Genomic DNA, 18,287 nt, shown 5'->3' with positions numbered 1-18,287 from the left:
AGGCCGACATGACCGCACCCGACGCACAGCTCGACGCCGACCTGCGCCACCGCGTGGTCGAGGCCATGACCGCCGTGCTCGCCCGGCTGGTGGAGCGCGACGAGCCGATCACCGAGGACGTCGACATGGCCGACGGGCTCGGCGTCAGCTCCTCGATGGGGTTGGAGCTGCTGCTGGAGGTGGAGGAGCAGGTGGGCATCCAGATCGACGTCGAGAAGATGCGCCCGGACGAACTGCGCACCGTCGGCGAGCTGGCGACGTTCATCGCCGGCCACAGCCGGCCCTGGTGAGCGGGGTGCGCCTGCTCCGCGCCGAGCGCGGGAGCTTCACCGGCAGGGCCGGCGTCCTCGACGACGACGGCCACCGGGACGAGGTTGCCGCCTACTTCGCCGACATGGCCCGGCCCTTCGGGGTGGAAACCGGACCGGAGCCGGCCGGCCAGTCGTACGGCGAGATGGCGAAGGCGCTGGTGGCGGCAGTGCCGGCGGACGAACCGGTCGACCTGCTGGTGCTGGCGTTCTCCGTGCACGACATGTGGCCGGGCCGGGCCACCGCGACCTACCTCAGCCACCTGTGCCCCGGTGCGCCGCTGTCGTTCGCCCTCTGCGACCAGGGCAGCGCGACGCCGTTCACCGGCCTGCGCGTCATCCGCGCCCACGGCGCGCGGCGGGCGTTGCTGGTGGTGGTGGAACAGGCGTCCCTGCCCTACGCGTCCGCAGCGCCCCTGCCTGCCGGGCACCGGGGTGTCGCCCTGCTGTTCGGCGGCGGCCCGGACGCCGGGGCGGAGGACCTGCGCCAGTACACCGGCGTGGAGCCGGGAGCCGTGCCGGGACTGGCCTCCGCCGCGGTCGCCGGGCTGTCGGCCGGCCGGGACGCGCGGGTCGTGCTGAGCGACGCGCTCGCCGCGGTGTGGCCCGGTCCCCCGGAGCACGTGCGGGTACCGGCGGGGCAGCCGACCACGGGCGTGTGGTGGCACCTGGCCGGGGCGCTCGACGCGTCGGCGGACGTGGTGGTCCTCGGCGACTACGACCACGGGTTGCGCTACCTCAGCTTCGCGGCCGTCCCGGTGCGCGCCTGAGCCGCCGCCCGGTCACGGTGCCACGGCTGAGTCCGTTGTGGACGGTGCTGGGCGGAGCGGTGGGCCCGGTGGCGCGTCGGGGTCGAACGCGGCGCGCACCGCCACCTCCTCCACCGAGCGCAACAGGGCTTCCGCCCGCTCCCCGGTGAACGCGGTCGAGTCGTAGACCAGGTGCAGGTACACGGTCTCCGCGCGGTCCTCGACGGCGACGAACAGCTGCTCGTCCACGTCGTACCGGTGCCCGTCCCACTTGACGAACGTCTCCGGCAGCCTGGCACGGACGGCGTCCTCCGTCACGCGCGCCTCGCGCGCCATCGCCTCGGTCGCCGACCTGGTGCTGAAGCGCCGGTCGCTGATCCGGTAGGCGACCCGGGCGGGGTGGCCGCGCTCGGCGTCGAGCCTCGCGATCAGCTCGTCCAGCCGGTCCGGGTCGTAGTACGCCTGCAACCAGGCGACCGTCGCCGCCCGGCGGGTCCGCGCCACCACGTCGTCCACCGTGCCGCCGAGGCCGATGGTCAGCACGGTGTCCTGGCTCAGCGAGCCGATGACGTCGGCGAGGCCGGGCCGGAAGCGGTTGCCGGTGACGAGGTTCGCGACGACCGGGTCGGCGTCGGTGACCGCCCCGATCGCGATGGCGATCAGCGCGAGCAGGACCACCGAGGTGTCGGTGCGGGTCCGGCGGGCGATGGAGAGCACGGCGAGGTGCGCGGCCGGCGAGTGGAACCGCGCGGTCCGGCACCGCCGCGCCGGCCGGTCCCCGGGGCGTCCCGGCCCGCCGGGGGCCGCCGGCGGGAGCGTCCGCAACTGCGTCTCCCAGTAGCGCAGGGCGCGGTCGCCGATCCGCCGCACCCGCGGCGTCCGCTCGTGACGGGCGAGCTCCGCGGTCGTCATCGCGCGCGGGTCCACCGGGTGGCCGACCATCTCGCCGAGCCCGAGGTCCGCCATCACCAGCAGCGCGGCCGTGCCGTCGGCGACCAGGTGGTCCAGGGCGAGCACCAGGTGCACCGCCGCGCCCCGGTGCCGCACCACGGCCATCCGCAGCGGCCACGGCGCGATCGGCTCCACCAGCCAGTCGATCCAGAGCCGGTTGCCGTGGTCGACGGCGTCGGCGCGGTCCAACTCGTCGGCGAAGGTCACGACCTCCAGGTCGACCACGCCCGCCGCGGCCACGACCTGGCAGGCGTCGCCCTCCTCGTCCACGCCCAGCCGGGTCCGCAGCGCGGGGTGCTTGCCCATGGCGCGGCCCAGGCGCTCGGCGAGGTCCTCGACGGTCACCCCCTCGGGCAAGGCGTGCGCGCCGCTGATGTTGTTCGTCCAGCCGCTCGCCCGCACGTCGCGGAGGATCGCCTTCTGCCCCCAGGTCAACGGCGCGGTGCCCACGCCCGGTCCGGAGAAGCGCACGGGGACGCGGGTGACGGTGAACCGCTCAGCCATCGGCGCGCCCGAAGACCACGCTCACGTTGTGACCGCCGAAGCCGAACGAGTTGGACATGACCGCGTCCACCGCGGCGGCCGACGGCTCGCCGCGGACGTGGTTGAGGTCGCAGGCCGGGTCCGGGTCGTCCAGGTTGTGGGTCGGCGGCAGCAGCCCCTCGCGCATGGCCGTGACGGCGATGGCGGCCTCGACGACCCCGGAGGCGCCGAGCAGGTGCCCGGTGACCCCCTTGGTCGAGCTGACCGGTGGCATGCCGTCGCCGTACACGCCCCTGATCGCCTCCGACTCGGCGGAGTCACCGGCCTTCGTGCCGGTGCCGTGCGCGTTGAGGTAGCCGATGTCGCTCGTGGACAGACCGGAATCCCGAAGCGCGATCCGCATGCTCTGCGCGGCGCCGGAGCCGTCCGGGCGGGGCGTGGTCGGGTGGTACCCGTCGCTGGTCGCACCCCAGCCGAGCACGTGGGCGAGCACCGCGGCGCCGCGCGCGCGGGCGAACCCGGCGCGTTCGAGCACGAGCACGCCGGCACCTTCGCCGAGCACGAAACCGTTGCGGCGCCGGTCGAACGGGCGGCTCGCGGTGGTCGGGTCGGACCAGCCCCGGGCAAGGGCGAGGGCGTTGCCGAAGGCATCGGCGAACGTCGGGAACAGCGGGGCCTCGGTGCACCCGCACACCACCACGTCCGCCTCACCGGACCGGAGGATGCGCACCGCCTCGCCGATCGACTGCCCGCCCGCCGCGCACGCCGTGCCGGAGGACGACGTGTACCCCCGGATGCCGAACTTGATGGCGACCCGCGCGGCCGCCATGTTCGGCAGGACGCCGGGCAGCATGAAAGGGCTGACCCCGAGGCGACCGCGTTGCGACCGCTCGACCGCTTGCCGCGCAAGGGTTTCGAGCCCACCGACCCCGGAGAGCACGACCGCGACCCGGTACGGGTCGACATCCTGCCCCACCTCGATCCCGGCGTCCGCCAAGGCGTCTTCGGCAGCCCGCACCCCCATCACGATCGAGCGGTCCACCACGCGGGCTTCCTTCGGCGGGATGACGCTCTCCGGATCGACGGGCGGGCCGATCGCGGCCACGTCCACGACACCGCGCAGCGCGTGCCCCTCGGGTGGCCGCACGAGCCCGGACCGGCCCGCGCAGACCGCCTCGAACACCTCCTCCACGGCCGTGCCGACCGGGCTGACCAGCCCGATTCCCGTCACCGCAACGGTTTCGCTCACGTGGCGGAGGCGGTCTGCACGCGACGCGCCACCTCGGCGCAGAACTCGCCGACCGTCATGGCGGCGAACATCTCCGCCTCGTCCTCGTCGAACCGGACGCCGAAGTGGTCCTCGACCCGCATGGACAGCTCGGCCAGGGCGAGCGATTCGAGGTCGGCCCCGGCCGGGCCCAGCACCGTGTCGTCGTCCATGTCGGCCGTGCTGTATTTCATGACCGTCAACGATTCGAAGAGGAACTGGCGAATCCCAGGAGTCATGGCAAGCGCTTCCCTTCCCGAGAGGTCAACGGGAATGTGCCCTACCGCGACCGAAGCCGTCAAGCACGTCCGCCGGCCCGCATACGGGCTATGGACCGCGGTTCGCACCAGACCGCAGAATGACCTCCATGCCGCCGGCGATGCTCGATCTCGTGACGCACGACCAGGCGTCGCCGCGGTCCCCTGCCGTCCACCTCGTCGGCGGCCGGACGCTGTCCTACGGCGACGTGGCCCGGCTGGTCGCCGAGGCGGAACAGGCTTTGCGGCACAACGGGAAAGCGCTGGTGCTGTGCGCCGGGGACCGCGACCTGCCCACCGTGGTCGCCTATCTCGCCGCACTGCGGCTAGGCCACACGGTCGCATTCCTGCCCGCTTCCCACGAAATACTTTCGCTGTACCGACCGGAGTTCGTCCTGCCGGCTCCCGGCGGCGGGAATCCGGCCGACTCCGATTACGAACCCGTCGACCGCGCGATCGGCGCCGCGAAACTCTTTCGCCGGCGCGCGGCCGAACCCGCCGGGGACGTATTCCCGGAGACGGCGCTGCTGCTCGCGACTTCGGGGACCACGGCAAGCCCGAAGACGGTGCGGCTGTCCTACGGGGCGCTGGCGGGCAACTCCGCCGCCGTCACCCGCGCGCTGGGCATCACCGCGGCGGAACGCGCGCCGACCACGTTGCCCATCACCCGCGCCTACGGGCTGTCGGTGGTGAACAGCCACCTGCTGGCCGGCGCGAGCATCGTGCTCGGCGACGGGTCACCGCTGGCGCTGGCGACGTGGGACCACCTGGCCAGGGCGGGCGCGACCTCGTTCGCCGCCGTGCCGACGACCTACGCGGCGTTCGGCCCCGCTCACGCGAACCTGTTGGAGCGCACGCGTATCCGCACGATGACGCAGGCGGGCGCGCGGTTGGGCGACGAGCTGACGCTGCGGCTCGCGCGGGTGATGGAGCGGCGGCGGGGCCGGTTCGTCCCGATGTACGGCCAGACCGAGGCCACCTCGCGGATCGCCTGCCTCGACCCGGCCGACCTCCCGGACCACCTCGGGTCGGTGGGCGTCGCGGTGCCCGGTGGCACCATCACGATCGAGGAGGCGCGGGCGCACGACCGGGCCGTGCCCGGCGAGGGAGCGGTCCACTACCGGGGTCCGGGGGTCATGCTCGGCTACGCGACCGGTCGGGACGACCTCCGCCGCGGCGCCGAGGTGGACGTGCTGGACACCGGCGACCTCGGGTACCTGCGCGACGGTCGCCTGTACCTGACCGGCCGCACCAAGCGGATCGTCAAGGTCCTCGGCGTCCGCACGAGCCTCGACGACCTGGAGCACCTGGTCGAACGACCGGACCACCCCGCCGCGGTGATCGGCGGTGACGACGTCGTCTACCTGTTCGGCGCCGGGGACGCGGCCGTGCACGAGGGGCAGCGGCGGCGACTCGCCGAGGTGCTGGGCGTGCCCGGCCGGCACGTCGTCGTCCGGCACGTCGACCGGCTGCCCCAGACGTCCGGCGGGAAGGTCGACTACCGGGCGCTGGCGGCGGCCGTGGACACGGGGGAGGTCGGACGGTGGAGTTGACCCACTGGCGGGTACTGGTCGACCGGGGGCCGGATCTCGTGCTGTGCCTCGACTTCCCCGGTGCCAGAGCCGCGGCGGGCTTCGCGGACCTCGCGGCCGGTGTCGCGGTGGACGCCTGCTTCCTGCACCTCGCGCGACCGGGCACCGGTCCGCTGGACGCGTGCGTCGAGCGCTGGGTGGCGGAGGTGTCGGCGACCGGACGCCGGGTCCGCGCGGTGCTGGGGTACTGCGCCGGCGCCGCGCTGGGCACCCGCGTCGCCGACGCGGTCGCCGGGCCGGGCGCGCCGCCGGCGACCGTGCTCTTCGACGCCGTGACGACGAGCGCGGGCTCGATCGCCCACGAGTTCACCTCGACGATCGAAACGTCCGCGGAGCACCTGACCTCCGACGAGCTGGCCGACGCGCGGGCGCTGGCGGACGAGCTGGTCGAAGCGCACCCGGACGACCTGCCCCGCATCGCCGCCGCGCTGGTCGAGCGGTACGACGGGTTGATGGGCGAGGTCGCCCGCAGGCTGTCGCTCAACGAGGTCTTCCGGCAGCAGCTCACCGGCGGGTTCACCGCGTACGTCGAGTTCCTGCTCCTGGCCGGCCAGGGCCGGTTCGACGCGCGCGGCGGAACACCCCTGTTCGTGTCGTCGAAGGGCCACGAGCCGCCGGTGGACGCGGCCGGGAACCTCTCGCTGGACGTGGACCACACCAGCCTGCTGCGCGAGGCCGAGGTGCACGGCCTCGTCGCCGAACTGCTGACGGGAGAGCGCACATGGTGAGCGTGGCCGAGATCTCCGACGCGTTGTCGGCGCACCCCGGTGTCGGTGCGGCGGTGGTCGCCGTCGTGCGCCACGACGGGCGGGACGTCACCGTCGCGGCCGTCGAGCCGACCGAGTACCTGAGCGGCCCGGTGCTGCGCAACCACGTGCGGCGGCGGTTGGGCGAGGACTGCGGGTTGACCGGCGTGCTGGTCGTGGAGCGCCTCCCGGTGGTCGGGGGCGAGGTGGACGTCGGGTTCCTGGTGGCGGCGGTCGCCGACGGCCGGTGCACGCTCTTCGAGGACCCGCGCGACGACGTCGAGCGCCGGGTGGCGGAGATCTGGTCGGCGCAGATGGACGTGCGCCCGGTCGGCGCGACCGACGACTTCCTGGAGCTCGGCGGCGACTCGCTGTCCGCGCTCGGCATCATCGCGGCCCTCGAAGCGGAGTTCGACCGGCCGCTGGACGTGTACGAGTTCATCAGCGCGTCCAGTGTCCGGCGGTTGGCCGAGATCCTGCGGTGACGATGACCCTCTCCGTGCACCGGCGGATCGACGCGATCGCGCGCTCCGCCCCCGGGCGGACGGCGCTCGTCGGGTTCGACGCGGCCCTGGCCGAGCAGTCCCTGTCGTGGCGGGAGTTCGCCGACTCCGTCGGGCAGGCGGTGGCGGCGCTGCGCGCGGCACTCGACCCGGGCGTCCCGTCGTGCGTCGTCGTGGAGGCGGGCAACACCCCGTCGGCGGCGATCGGCATCGCGGCGGCGCTCGCGGCCGAGGTGCCGGTCTTCCCGGTCAACCCCGCCACCCCGCCCGCCGAGCGGGACGTCCTGGTCGGCCTGCTCGGCCGCCGGTTCGGGCACGTGCACCTGGCGGACGCGCTCGACCGGCCGCCGGCCTCGACCGTGCCGACGACCGTCGGCGCCCCGGTGGCGTACCTGCTGGCGACCGGCGCGAGCACCGGTGTCCCCAAGATCTCCGCGAAGCCGGGGCCGCTGCGCTACGACGCCGCCCGCACACCGTCCCTGGTGATCAGGCAGACGGGCTGGCGGACCGGTCAGCGGCAGCTCGTCGTCGGGCCGCTGTACCACGCCGCGCCCTTCACCGCGTACGTGGACGCGCTGCTGGACATGAACACCGTCGTGCTGCAACCGTTCTTCTCCCCGGAGTGGACGGTGGACCTGGTGCGGCGGCACGGGGTCGAGTGGGTGCAGCTGACGCCGACGCACATGCGCGAGATCCTGCTGCTCGCGCGCCCGCGGCCGGAGAGCTTCGCGAGCCTGCGCGCGGTGCTGCACACCGCGGCCCGCTGCGACGCGGACACCAAGCGCGGGTGGATCGACCTGCTCGGCCCGGAACGGGTCTTCGAGCTGTACGGCGCGACCGAGGGCATCGGCGTGACGCTGGCCCGCGGTGACGAGTGGCTCGCCCGACCCGGCACCGTCGGGCGCGGCGTCCTCACCCAGCTCCGCGTCCTGGACGACGGCGGCGAGCAGGTCGCGCCGGGCGTCATCGGCACCGTGTTCATGCGGACGCCGCACCGCGTCGGCCGCTCCGACTACGTCGACGAGCGGGCCATCCGCACCACCCCGGACGGGTTCGCCACGGTCGGCGACCGCGGCAGGCTCGACCGGGACGGCTACCTGTACCTCGAACCGCGCGACCACGACACCATCAACGTGGGCGGTGAGAAGGTCGACCCGCACGAGGTCGAGGCCGCGCTCATGGCCCACCCCGCGGTGGTCGACGCCGTCGCCCTCGCCGTGCCGCACCAGGCGCTCGGGTCGGTGGTCGGCGCGCACGTGGTGCTGCGGCCCGGCGCGAGCGTCCGCAAGGCCGACCTCGCCGCGCACTGCGGACGGCGGCTGGCCGGCTACAAGATCCCGAAGCACTTCACGTTCGTCGACCGGCTCCCCCGGTCGGCGGCCGGGAAGGTCCAACGCTGGAGACTGGCTCCCAGCCACGAGGGCGGTGCACCCACACGATGAACCCGACCGCGGACGACGTGATCGACACCGGCTACCGGCACCCGCGCGACCCGGTGGAGCTGTGGCTGGCCCGGCAGTGGCAGGAGGTCATCGGGTTCTCCGTCGGGGTCCGGGAGAACTTCTTCGAGCTGGGCGGCAACTCGCTGGACGCGGCGCGGGTCGTCAACGCCGTGTTCGAGGAGTTCGGCGTCCAGCTCCCCCTGAACGCGCTGACCGAGCACCCGACCGTGGAGGGCCTCGCCACGCGGCTGCGCGGGCAGAACGAGCGGCTGTCGGACCCGCTCGTCGCGATCCAGCGCGGCGACGGGACCCGACCGCCGCTGTTCCTGGTGCACCCCGCCAACGGGCAGGTGGGCGCGTACGCCCACCTGGCCCAGGCGCTGGGCGAGGAGTTCACCCTGTTCGGGTTGCAGGCGACCGGCCTGCACTCGGACGCGGCCCCCCTCGACACGGTGCCGGCGATGGCCCGCGCCTACGTCGACGCCGTGCTGGCGGTGCGGGCCGAGGGGCCGTACTTCCTCGGCGGCTGCTCGACCGGCGCGGCGGTCGCCCACGAGATGGCCGTCCACCTCGCCGGCACCGGCGCCGAGGTCCGGCTCGTGGCCGTGCTCGACGCCGGGCTGCTGGACGGCATCGCCGAACCCGGGTTCGACGAACCCGATGACGGCGACCCGGAGGTCCTGGAGCGGTGGCGGGCGCGCGGCCTCGTGCCCCCGGACGAGACGCCCGGGTTCGTCGCGCGCGCCCGGCGCGTGTGGCGGGCCGCCCACGACGCCGTGCGCGACTGGGAGCCGCGACCGTACCCCGGGCCGCTCGACGTCTTCCGCGCCCCTTCCGGCGCGCCGTCACCGATCGCGGACTGGCCGGCCGGCGCCGCGCGGCAGGTGCGGGAGCACGACGACCCGGCCGCGCTGCGCGGCATGATCGGCTGACCGGCGATGACCACCTCCACCGACACCGGCCGGGACCGCCGGCGACGCGTGCGGCTGACGCCGGCGGAGCCGGTCCCGGTCGCCTTCACCGGGCGGCGGGCGGGCGAGGGCCCGCTCACCCTCGGCCAGCTCAACACCGTGCAGTGGCTCAAGCCCACCCCGGACCACTTCGCCGCGATCCTCTGCGTCGAGCTCCCGGTGCCCGGCGGCGTGTCCACCGACGACGTGGCCGAGTCGCTCGCCGTGCTGGTGGCCAGGCACGAGGGCCTGCGCACCACGTACGTCGTCGGCGAGCGCCCCCGCCAGGTGGTCGCGGGGACCGGCGTGCTCGTGCTCGACGTGTGCTCCCTCGGCGAGGGGTCGTGGGGACCGCGCGACCGCCCGGCGGTGGCCGCGAAGCTCGTCGGGTGGTTGCGCGAACGACGCGGCACCGTGGCCACCGCGCTGCGGGTCGCGGTCGCCACGGCCGGGGACGGGACGGTGGTCGCCTGCGCCGCCGGGTTCTCGCACCTGGCCGTCGACCTCGGGGCCATCGAGGTCGTCAAGCGCGAGTTCGCCGAGATGCTCGCCGACCCGGCCCTGCGGCAGGTGGGTCCGCCCCGGCACCAACCGCTGGACCAGGCCGAGCTGGAGGCGACACCCGCCGGGCGGCGGCGGGCCGAGTCGGCGCTCGACTACCTGGAGGGGCAGTCGCGGCGGATACCCCGCTGCCTGTACGCCCTGCCGGGCAGGCGGGCCTCCGGCGAGTCGCTGGCGGTGGAGCTGTCGTCCGCGGCGGCGGCGATGGCCGTGCGGCAGGTGGCGGCGCGCACGCGGGCCAGCCGGTCCGCCATCGTCCTCGGCGCCGTCTGCGCGGTGCTCTCCCAGCGGACCGGTTACCGGGAACTGGTGTTCCCCCTGCTGTCGAGCAACCGCTTCGACCGGAGGCTGGCCGGCTACGTCGGCACCCTGGCGCAGGGCGGCATCGCCACCGTCGAGGTCGGCGACCGGACCTTCGACGCGCTGGTCAAGCACACGTGGACCTCGGTGCTGGAGGCGAGCAGGCACGCCGGGTACGACGGCGCCGAGCGGGCCGCGATGGGCGAGCGGCTCGAACACGAACGGGGCCTGCGGTTCCTCTACGACCCGCTGTTCAACAGCCTCGTCCCCGAGTCGTGGTCCGGCGCCAACGCCGGGGTCAGGCACCGGCCGGAGCAGATCACCGCCGCGCTGGCGCACACCGAGCTGCGGTGGCGCCCGGTGCACCGCAACGGGACACCGGTGCGGTTCGGCCTGACCCAGGTCGACGACCGCGTCCGGCTAGACCTGTGGAGCGCGGACACCGGGCTGGTGCCCCGGTCCGAGATGGAATCGCTGCTCCTGGCCGTCGAGAGGCTGCTGGTCGAGGCCGCGTCCGGCGACCTCGCCCCGGGGCGGGTCCGCGACCTCGTCGGCCTGGAGCCCATCGCCCGCACCGCCGACTGGGTGCTGGTCGACTCGTGCTGGGTCGACCTCGTCGAGGTGCAGCGGCTCCTGGACGAGGCGCTGGGCCCTTCGGTCGCCCGCGTCCACGCGTCCGTCGACGGACGCCCCCTGGTCGCCCACCTGACCGCCACGGACGCCGTGCGGACACCGGAGCAGGCGCACGCCCTCTGCATGGCCGCGCTGCCCGACCACCTCAACGCCCTCACCCCCCGCTACTACGTCGTCTGCGCGACCGCCCCGCCGGACCCGGCGGATCCCACCGCCTGGCCGACCCCCCTGAGCGCCGGCACGGGCCGTTCCCCCGTCGACCGGACCTGACCCACCCCGGTACAGCATTGGCTGTACTGTTGTGGGCGTGCTGAAGTGTGAGACGCGCGAGGACGCCCTCGCCCGGCTGGGCAAGGCGCTGGCCGACCCGACCCGCTGCCGCATCCTCGTGGCCCTGCTGGACGGCGTCAGCTACCCGGCCCGGCTCGCCGACCACCTGGGGCTGACCAGGTCGAACGTGTCCAACCACCTGTCGTGCCTGCGCGGCTGCGGCCTGGTGGTCGCCACCTATGAGGGCCGCCAGGTCCACTACGCCCTGGCCGACGCCCACCTGACGCGGGCGCTGGGCGAACTGGTCGAGGTCGTGCTCGCGGTGGACACCACCGAGCCGTGCCTCGACGACGCGCGGCCGGCGGGCGCCGTGACCACGAGGGAGGTCGCCGGATGAGCACCGACCACGACCGCGTCGACCTGGCGCGCACCCCCGCGCCCTCCTCGGCACCGGCCGGGGACGGGTGTGCGGACGGGTGCTGCTCGTCCGGGGCCGCCCCGACGCCGGCCCCGCGGCGGCGGGCGGTGCTCACCCGGCGGGTGCGGCTGCTGGTCGCCGCGACGATCACCTACAACGTGATCGAGGCCGTCGTGGCGATCACCGCCGGGACGATCGCCTCTTCCACCGCGCTGATCGGCTTCGGCCTGGACTCCGTCGTCGAGGTCGCCTCCGCCGCCGCGGTGGCCTGGCAGTTCTCCGGCGCGGACCCCGAGGAGCGCGAGCGCACGGCGTTGAAGGTCATCGCGGTGTCGTTCTTCGCGCTGGCCGCCTACGTCACCGTCGAGTCGGCGCGCTCGCTGCTGGGCGCCGGGACCGCCGACCACTCCACCGTCGGCATCGTGCTGGCGGCCGTCTCGCTGGTGGTCATGCCGTTCCTGTCCGCGGCACAACGCCGCGCCGGGCGTGAACTCGGCTCGGCCAGCGCGGTCGCCGACTCCAGGCAGACGCTGCTGTGCACCTACCTCTCCGGCGTGCTGCTGGTCGGCCTGGTGCTCAACTCCCTGTTCGGCTGGTCGTGGGCCGACCCGGTCGTCGCCCTGGTCATCGCCGCCGTCGCGGTCAGGGAGGGCCGCGAAGCCTGGCGCGGGCGGCACTGCTGCTGACCCTGCCGGCCCGCTGCCGGCGCACACCGGATTGTCGGACGGCGCTGGTACGTTCCCCGCGGCTCGGACCGGAACGAAGGGGGACACCGGTGGCAGAGGTGGCATTGCGGCCGATCGAGGATTCCGACCTCGACGCGCTGTTCGACCAGATGCGCGACCCCGTGTCGGTCCGGATGGCGGCCTTCACCGCCGAGGACCCCGACGACCGCGCGGCGTTCGACGCCCACATGGCCAAGGTGAGGACCTCCCCCGACGTCGTCCTGCGGGCGGTGACCCTCGACGGACGCCTCGTCGGCAGCATCTCCTGCTTCGCCGTGGAGGGCGACACCGAGATCACCTACTGGATCGACCGCCCGGTCTGGGGCCGGGGAGTCGCCGGCCGCGCCCTGGCCCTGTTCCTCGACGCGGTCACCGTCCGCCCCCTGCACGCCCGCGCCGCCGGCGACAACCCCGCATCGCTCAGGGTCCTGCGCAAGGCGGGCTTCGCGGTCATCGGCACCGAGACCTCCTACGCGCCCGCCCGGAACGCCGAGATCGAGGAGAGCGTCCTGCGCCTCGACCAGGGATGAACGGCAGCGGTCCCGGAGTCGCGGCCACGGGTCCGGTCCGCGACTCCGGGACGCGGTCAGGCGGTGTCGCGCGCGTGGGGCGCGTACGACGGACCCGCCCGCGGGATGCCCGTCAGGCCGGCGGCCGGAGCGGGAAGCCGAGGCCGCGGCCGGCCTCGGCGAGCTCGTCGCGGACCCGGGGGTGGGCGACGTGGTCGATGATCTGCTGGGCCTGTTCGCCGGCGTCGTGACCCCAGATGGTGGCGGTGCCCTGTTCGCTGACCAGGTAGCTGTGCTGGAACGAGGTGACCGGGCCGGTCAGGCGGGGCACCACGGTGGACACGTCGGCCTTGGGGTGCCAGGAGGGCAGGGCGACGATCGCCCGGCCGCCCGGCGAGTGCAGGGCCCCGACCACGAAGTCGGTCTGCCCGCCGAACCCCGAGTAGATGACGCCGTGCACCCGGCTGGCGTTGGCCTGGGCGTACAGGTCCACCTGCAACGCGCTGTTGATCGACACCAGGCGTGGCCGACGGGCGATCAGGCCGGGGTCGTTGGTCTTCTCGGTGCGCAGCAGCCGGACCCGCGGGTTGCGGTCCACCCAGCTGTACAGCTCCGGGCTGCCGAACACGAACGACGCGGTGATCGGGGTGTCCGGGTCGAGCGCGCCCGCCCGGTCCAGGCCGAGCACGCCGTCGCTGAACATCTCCGACCACACCGCCAGGCCCTGCCGCCCGGTGAGCGCGGCCAGGACCGCGTCCGGGACGGCGCCGATGCCCATCTGCAGGGTGGCGCCGGCGGGGACGAGCGCCGCCACCCGTTCGGCGATCGCCTGGGACACCTCGCCGATCGCGCGGGGCGCCGGCGAGGTCAGCGGCTCGTCGACCTCGATCGCGTAGTCCACCTCGTCGCAGGGCAGCACCCCGTCGCCGTGGGTGTAGGGCATCCGCGGGTTCAGCTGGGCGATGACCAGCCCGCCCCTGGCCCGGGTCGCCTCGATCGCCGCGGGGAGGATGTTCACCTCCGTGCCCAGTGACACGCACCCGTCGACCGGGGTGGAGGTGTGGATCAGGACGATGTCCGGTGGCAGCGACTGCTGGAGCAGGTGGGGCACCAGCGACAGCCGGGAGGGGAAGTAGCGCAGCATCTTCCGGCCGCGCATGCCCGGCCCGACGAACGGCGTCTCCAGCACCACTCCGTCACGGTCCGGGATGCCCGGTTGGGCGTTCAGCGCGAACAGGCGGTACTCGGCCACCGCCTTGTCCAGCACTCCCAGCACGTGGTGAGGGGTGGCGTGGTTACCGCTCACGACCACTCGCGGGCGGGCCGCGGCCGCGGACACCACGGCGGACAACTGGGACTCGGAGACGATGCGCATGGGTAATGGTCACCTGACCGGGCCGGCGGCGCGAGGCGGCGGGGCGAGGCGGTCGAGGACCGGTGCGGGTGGCGCGGGTCCCGTGGACGCCTCGGAGCGGGCGGGTCGCCCAGCGGCGGGCCGGGCCCCGGGTGGCACCCGCACCGGCGGCGGCCACGGCGATCAGGGCGAGGGCGTAGACGATGTGGTGGTCGATGACCGGGTTGGTCGACATGCCGGGTTCGCCGGCGGAGGTGAACCGGGGCGGGCGGCCATTCGGCGGCCCACATCAGCAGCATCATCAGGGCGGCGGCGGGGCGCAGGGCGACGCCGGCGGTGACGGCGAGGCCGATGGCGAGCAGGCCGGGCGTGAAAGCCAGTCCGCCCACCAGGCACCGGCAGATTCGGTGGCGTAGCCGAGACCGAACAGCTTGTCGAGGAAGGCCCACAGGAACACGGCCCCGGTGGTGATGCGCAGGACCGCGAGCGCGCCGGCCCCGGCCCCGGACTCGGTGCCGACCACCGTCGTGGTGGCGGCCGCTCCGGCGGCGGCGGCGGCGGTGGTGCGGGTGGTCTTGCGGGGGTGGGGATCGAGGTCATGGTGTCGTCGTCTCCTCTGCTTCGTCGTTCACGTCGATCATCGTGTCGCGGGAGGGTCGACGAGACGGGCGAAGGTCTCCACCGCACCGGGACCTCGGGCGGGGATCAACGGCTCCGCTCCGCGCGCCCGTTCACCGTCCGGCCTCTCCGGACGGCAGGTCGGGACACGGTCAGGGCTGGTCGGGGCGCGGGACGCCGGGTGCGGGAGAGCCGGACGTCCCGGCCGCACCGGGGACCGGGTCACCGGGTCGGGGGCCGTCCTGGGCGGTGCCGAGCGCGACGCGGCACTGGACGCCTACCGCCGCGCCTTCCCCCGCGTCACCACCGACGCCCAGGTCCTGGCGGTCACGATCGGGCGATCCCCGGCCGGACGACCCCCGCTGCGGGGTGCGGCGCTGTTCCGCACGTGGCTGCCGATCGTCACCCTCGCCGAGTTCCTCGGCTTCGCGGTGCCGCTGTGGCACCCCGGCCAGGCCCTCACGGCGACCGTGCTCATCGGCATCGCCGGCGGCCTGCTGATGGCCGCGACCACCGCCGCCGTCCCCGGGTTCGCCCTGCGCCGCCTGCTGCCGCAACGGTGAGACCGGGCCCCTGAACGCACGACTCTCGCGTCCTGGACGTACGACTCTCGCGGGGCGTGGGGCGACAGGCCTGTCGGGACCGGTCAGGCCTGGTGCGGCGGGATCACGGCGACGGGGCAGGGCGCGTGGTGGATCAGGGTCTGGCTGGTGGACCCCAGCAGCAGCCCTCGGAAACCGCCGCGCCCCCGCGACCCCACCACGACCAGCTGCGCGTGCTCGGCGTGCTCCACCAACGAGCGCGCCGGCCGGTCGCGGGTGACCAGCGTCCGCACCACCAGCTCCGGGCGCGCCTCGCGGTGCGGGGCCAACCGCTGTTCCAGGAGCCGCTGCTCCGCCGCCTGGATCGACTCCCAGTCCGCGGTCAGGCCGTGCTCCCAGGCGGTGTCCACCGCCAGGTCCGACCAGGTGCGCACCGCCACCAGCTCCGCGTTCCCGGACGCGGCGGCCTCGACCGCGAGCGCCAGGGCGGCCTCGCTGGTGGACGATCCGTCCAGGCCCACCACGACCGGCCTTCGCGCCGCCCGCCCGCCTCGGGCCCGGTCCCCCGCACCACCACGACGGGGCAGTGCCCGTGCGTGGACACCGCGACCGCGATCGACCCGACGAGCAAGCCGGTGAACCCGCCCAGACCGCGCGATCCCAGCACCACCAGCTGGGCCGACGCCGAACGCCCCACCAGGTCCTCGGCCGCACCGCCGAACACCAGTTCGGTGCGCACCTCCACCTCGGGAGCCGTCCCGCGCGCCTCGGCCTCGGCCTCGGCGAGCCGTTCGCGCCCCTGTTCCAGAACCGCTTCGTGGTAGCTGCGGGGCAGCGGGGCGGGCTCGGGGACGTGCCCGGCGACCACCGGGCAGGCGTGCACGATCACCAGCGGGGCCGTCCGGCGGGCGGCCTCCCGCGCGGCCCAGCGCACCGCCCGCGCGGCCGACTCGGAACCGTCGACCCCGACCACGACCGGCCTGCCCACCACAGCGATCTCCGTCATTCCGTCTTCTCCCCGCACGATCCCGACAGACGACATGTCCGTCACCCGTCCGCGGATGACGAGACGACCCGGTGCGGTCACCGCCGCGGCAGCAGTTCGGGACCAAGGACCCTGCGCCGACGGGACCTCGGAGGGCGGTCCCGGAGCGGTGAACGGTGAAAACCGTTCGTGGAACAACGAGAGGAGTCATCGTGAGGACCGCTGCCGTCACAGAGCTGGGTGCGCCTCCGGAGGTGCGGGACGTGCCGGTGCCGCGGCCGGGCACCCGTCAGGTACTGGTGCGGTTGGAGTCGTCGGGCATCTGCCACACCGACACCCACGCCGCCAACGGCGACTGGCCGGTCAAACCCACCCCGCCGTTCGTCCCCGGCCACGAGGGCGTCGGCACCGTCGACGCCGTCGGCGACGGCGTCGGCCCGGCGCTGCTCGGCACGCGCGTGGCCATCCCGTGGCTGGGCACGCCTGCGGCGAGTGCTCCTACTGCGCGTCCGGCTGGGAGGCGCTGTGCGAGCAGCAGCACAACCTCCGCCCCCGCGTCGGCCTGCGCGCCAATCCCTGGCTCCCCGCCAGCATCGCCCTCACCGCCGCCCTGCGACTGCTCTTCACCTACACCCCCGTTCATGAACACGCGCTTCCGCACGGCCCCCATCGACTGGCAGGACTGGGCCCTCGCCGCGGCCATCGCCACCGTCGCCTACGCCGTCGTCGAAGCGGAGAAGTGGTGGCGGCGCAACCGCACCCACCAGAGACGACCACCACCGTCCGGGCGTGCCCACCGGCCACCACCTCCGCCACGCGCCGACCGCGGCACCGCCTTCGCGGAGGTGTCCGCGCACACCGGAGCACCGAAGTCCACGTGGAACGGACGCGGCCCACCCGGTGACACCACCAACCGGTCCACCGCCCCCGACGGGGGGCCGGTGTCAGGAGCACGTGGGGGAACACGTCGGCAACCGGCCCGCCCCGTCCGCCGACTGTCGCTTGTGGACCGTCGAGCCGCGGTGCGGACGGCGCCCCCGGCGCACTCGTCGCGCGGCGCCGTCCGCGGCCGGACACGCTGCGTGATCTCGTCCGGCACCTGTTCGGGCGGTCGTACAGCCGGGAGCCCGTGGGTAGCGTCGGGAGTGGAACCCACGTCACGAGGAGACCTGTCATGGCCGCTCCCTCGCTGTGCTTCCTGGCCTGTGTCAACACGAACCGCCCTCTGGTCGAACTGCTGCTCGACAACCTCCGTCAGGCCGCGCCGGGTCACGACGTCGTCCTGTACAACGGGGGCGGTCCGGAGTTCGACCTGACCGGCATCGGCGCGGACGTCAACCCGTACAGCCGGCGCCTGCGCTACTCGTACCTGACACGGCTGCTGGCGGAGACGGCGCGGTGGCTCACGGAGACGTCGCGCGTGCCCGACTACCTCGTGCTGGTCGAACCCGACATGATGCTCATCAAGCCCGGGTTCGCCGAGTACCTGGGCAGGATCATGGGCGATGCCGCCTACCTTGGCGCCCACTTCCACAAGGTGCGGCCGGGGTGGGCCGACAACCCCATCGGCCGCCGGGCTCGGTGGAAGTGGCACGAGGGGTGGCGCGACCTGACGGGCAGCCCGTCGCCGTACCACAGCTTCAGCCCCGGTCAGGTCTTCGGCCGGGAGTACGTCGAGAAGCTCGCCGCGCTGCCGCAACTCGACCGGATCGTCGAGCGCGCGGAGGCGTCGCGCCTCCAGGTGCTGGAGGAGGTCGTCTACCCGACGCTGGCGGTGAGCATGGGGTGCCGCGCCCTGGCCAACCCGGGTTCGCACGCGCTGACCCTGCGCTGGTACGCCCCGGACGAACTCCAGGAGTTCCTCGACGACGACAGCGTCTACCTGGTGCACCGGGTGTCCGGCGACCCGCGGGCGGGGGACCGCCGCATGATCCAGGACTCCCTCGACGGCAGGCTCCAGCCGCCCGACCGGTACGACGCCGCCCACGTCCCGTCGGGTCCGTGGCAGCGGGCCCGCATCCTGACCGAGCGCTTCGTGCGGCGCAGGCGGCTGGACCTGGTCGCCGCGTTGGCCGACGAGGTGCCCAAGGGGTTCACGGCACAGGGTGGCAGGTGAGGTCCGGT

General features: G+C 74.4%; 19 protein-coding genes and 2 pseudogenes. 14 read left to right on the top strand and 7 right to left on the bottom strand.

The genetic code is table 11. The features are described from left to right. Positions 1-8: 8 nt before the first annotated feature. Together CKY47_RS22785 and CKY47_RS22780 are read left to right on the top strand one after the other, a co-directional pair. Positions 9-290, top strand: coding sequence for a phosphopantetheine-binding protein (locus tag CKY47_RS22785; protein WP_306748003.1), 282 nt, complete (start codon positions 9-11; stop codon positions 288-290). Next, a complete protein-coding gene (locus tag CKY47_RS22780; protein ID WP_306748002.1) occupies positions 287-1,078 on the top strand; it encodes a hypothetical protein in 792 nt (263 codons plus the stop codon). Before CKY47_RS22785 ends, CKY47_RS22780 begins: the two co-directional genes overlap by 4 nt. A gap of 12 nt (positions 1,079-1,090) precedes the next feature. Here CKY47_RS22780 and CKY47_RS22775 read toward each other — a convergent pair whose 3' ends face one another. Genes CKY47_RS22775 through CKY47_RS22765 form a run of 3 tightly spaced genes read right to left on the bottom strand, consistent with a single transcriptional unit; the run spans position 1,091 to position 3,952 of the window. Further along, complete coding sequence (locus tag CKY47_RS22775; protein ID WP_306748001.1) at positions 1,091-2,512, bottom strand: condensation domain-containing protein; 1,422 nt, start codon at positions 2,510-2,512, stop codon at positions 1,091-1,093. Next, positions 2,505-3,740, bottom strand: coding sequence for a beta-ketoacyl-[acyl-carrier-protein] synthase family protein (locus tag CKY47_RS22770; RefSeq protein ID WP_306748000.1), 1,236 nt, complete (start codon positions 3,738-3,740; stop codon positions 2,505-2,507). Before CKY47_RS22770 ends, CKY47_RS22775 begins: the two co-directional genes overlap by 8 nt. After that, positions 3,737-3,952, bottom strand: coding sequence for an acyl carrier protein (locus CKY47_RS22765; protein WP_306747999.1), 216 nt, complete (start codon positions 3,950-3,952; stop codon positions 3,737-3,739). The genes CKY47_RS22770 and CKY47_RS22765 overlap by 4 nt, the downstream gene beginning before the upstream one ends. 185 nt (positions 3,953-4,137) lie before the next feature. Between CKY47_RS22765 and CKY47_RS22760 the strand changes: the two genes are divergently transcribed. From CKY47_RS22760 to CKY47_RS22720, 9 genes are all read left to right on the top strand, one after another. Continuing rightward, positions 4,138-5,568 carry an AMP-binding protein gene (locus CKY47_RS22760; protein ID WP_306747997.1) on the top strand — a complete coding sequence of 477 codons (1,431 nt, stop codon included), beginning with the start codon at positions 4,138-4,140 and terminating at the stop codon, positions 5,566-5,568. After that, on the top strand, positions 5,559-6,335 hold the full coding sequence (locus tag CKY47_RS22755; RefSeq protein ID WP_306747996.1) for a hypothetical protein: 777 nt from the start codon (positions 5,559-5,561) through the stop codon (positions 6,333-6,335). The genes CKY47_RS22760 and CKY47_RS22755 overlap by 10 nt, the downstream gene beginning before the upstream one ends. Then, positions 6,329-6,838: a phosphopantetheine-binding protein gene (locus tag CKY47_RS22750; protein ID WP_306747994.1), complete on the top strand. Its 510-nt coding sequence runs from the start codon at positions 6,329-6,331 to the stop codon at positions 6,836-6,838. Before CKY47_RS22755 ends, CKY47_RS22750 begins: the two co-directional genes overlap by 7 nt. A gap of 2 nt (positions 6,839-6,840) precedes the next feature. Next, a complete protein-coding gene (locus tag CKY47_RS22745; protein ID WP_306748274.1) occupies positions 6,841-8,298 on the top strand; it encodes an AMP-binding protein in 1,458 nt (485 codons plus the stop codon). Next, positions 8,295-9,230 carry a thioesterase domain-containing protein gene (locus tag CKY47_RS22740; RefSeq protein ID WP_306747992.1) on the top strand — a complete coding sequence of 312 codons (936 nt, stop codon included), beginning with the start codon at positions 8,295-8,297 and terminating at the stop codon, positions 9,228-9,230. Before CKY47_RS22745 ends, CKY47_RS22740 begins: the two co-directional genes overlap by 4 nt. A 6-nt stretch (positions 9,231-9,236) precedes the next feature. Further along, positions 9,237-11,012 (top strand): condensation domain-containing protein, encoded by a 1,776-nt coding sequence (locus CKY47_RS22735; protein ID WP_306747991.1) that lies wholly within the window; start codon positions 9,237-9,239, stop codon positions 11,010-11,012. Between the two features lie 37 nt (positions 11,013-11,049). After that, positions 11,050-11,409: a Cd(II)/Pb(II)-sensing metalloregulatory transcriptional regulator CmtR gene (cmtR, locus tag CKY47_RS22730; RefSeq protein WP_306747990.1), complete on the top strand. Its 360-nt coding sequence runs from the start codon at positions 11,050-11,052 to the stop codon at positions 11,407-11,409. Further along, entirely contained in the window at positions 11,406-12,116 is a 711-nt protein-coding gene (locus CKY47_RS22725) for a cation efflux transmembrane domain-containing protein (protein ID WP_306747989.1), read from the top strand. Before cmtR ends, CKY47_RS22725 begins: the two co-directional genes overlap by 4 nt. Before the next feature lie 89 nt (positions 12,117-12,205). Next, a complete protein-coding gene (locus CKY47_RS22720; RefSeq protein ID WP_306747987.1) occupies positions 12,206-12,685 on the top strand; it encodes a GNAT family N-acetyltransferase in 480 nt (159 codons plus the stop codon). Positions 12,686-12,797: 112 nt separating this feature from the next. Here CKY47_RS22720 and CKY47_RS22715 read toward each other — a convergent pair whose 3' ends face one another. Both CKY47_RS22715 and CKY47_RS22710 read right to left on the bottom strand, forming a co-directional pair. After that, positions 12,798-14,039 (bottom strand): acetyl-CoA hydrolase/transferase family protein, encoded by a 1,242-nt coding sequence (locus CKY47_RS22715; protein WP_306747986.1) that lies wholly within the window; start codon positions 14,037-14,039, stop codon positions 12,798-12,800. A gap of 106 nt (positions 14,040-14,145) precedes the next feature. Next, positions 14,146-14,541: pseudogene (locus CKY47_RS22710) on the bottom strand (hypothetical protein); the annotation flags it as partial. On the opposite strand from CKY47_RS22710, the gene CKY47_RS22705 reads away from it, so the two are divergent. Beyond that, the gene (locus tag CKY47_RS22705; RefSeq protein WP_306748287.1) at positions 14,489-15,199 is read left to right on the top strand and encodes a hypothetical protein; all 711 of its coding nucleotides are present in this window, start codon (positions 14,489-14,491) and stop codon (positions 15,197-15,199) included. The pseudogene CKY47_RS22710 and the gene CKY47_RS22705 sit on opposite strands and share 53 nt — an antisense overlap. An 83-nt stretch (positions 15,200-15,282) precedes the next feature. Here the strand turns inward: CKY47_RS22705 and CKY47_RS22700 are convergent, their stop codons facing one another. Then, the gene (locus tag CKY47_RS22700; protein ID WP_306748272.1) at positions 15,283-15,663 is read right to left on the bottom strand and encodes a universal stress protein; all 381 of its coding nucleotides are present in this window, start codon (positions 15,661-15,663) and stop codon (positions 15,283-15,285) included. Continuing rightward, positions 15,561-16,184, bottom strand: a complete 624-nt coding sequence (locus CKY47_RS22695) for a universal stress protein (RefSeq protein WP_306747985.1) — start codon at positions 16,182-16,184, stop codon at positions 15,561-15,563. Before CKY47_RS22695 ends, CKY47_RS22700 begins: the two co-directional genes overlap by 103 nt. A gap of 155 nt (positions 16,185-16,339) precedes the next feature. Here CKY47_RS22695 and CKY47_RS36950 point away from each other — a divergent pair. Both CKY47_RS36950 and CKY47_RS22685 read left to right on the top strand, forming a co-directional pair. Then, a pseudogene (locus CKY47_RS36950) lies at positions 16,340-16,591 on the top strand (alcohol dehydrogenase catalytic domain-containing protein); the annotation flags it as partial. A gap of 746 nt (positions 16,592-17,337) precedes the next feature. Continuing rightward, entirely contained in the window at positions 17,338-18,279 is a 942-nt protein-coding gene (locus CKY47_RS22685; protein ID WP_306747982.1) for a hypothetical protein, read from the top strand. Positions 18,280-18,287: the final 8 nt, after the last annotated feature.

It is taken from the genome of Saccharothrix longispora (genome assembly GCF_030852425.1).
GTDB classification, from domain to species: Bacteria; Actinomycetota; Actinomycetes; order Mycobacteriales; family Pseudonocardiaceae; genus Actinosynnema; species Actinosynnema longispora.
The sequence above is the reverse complement of the archived record's forward strand: the minus strand, read 5'-3'. Positions and strand labels throughout refer to the sequence as shown.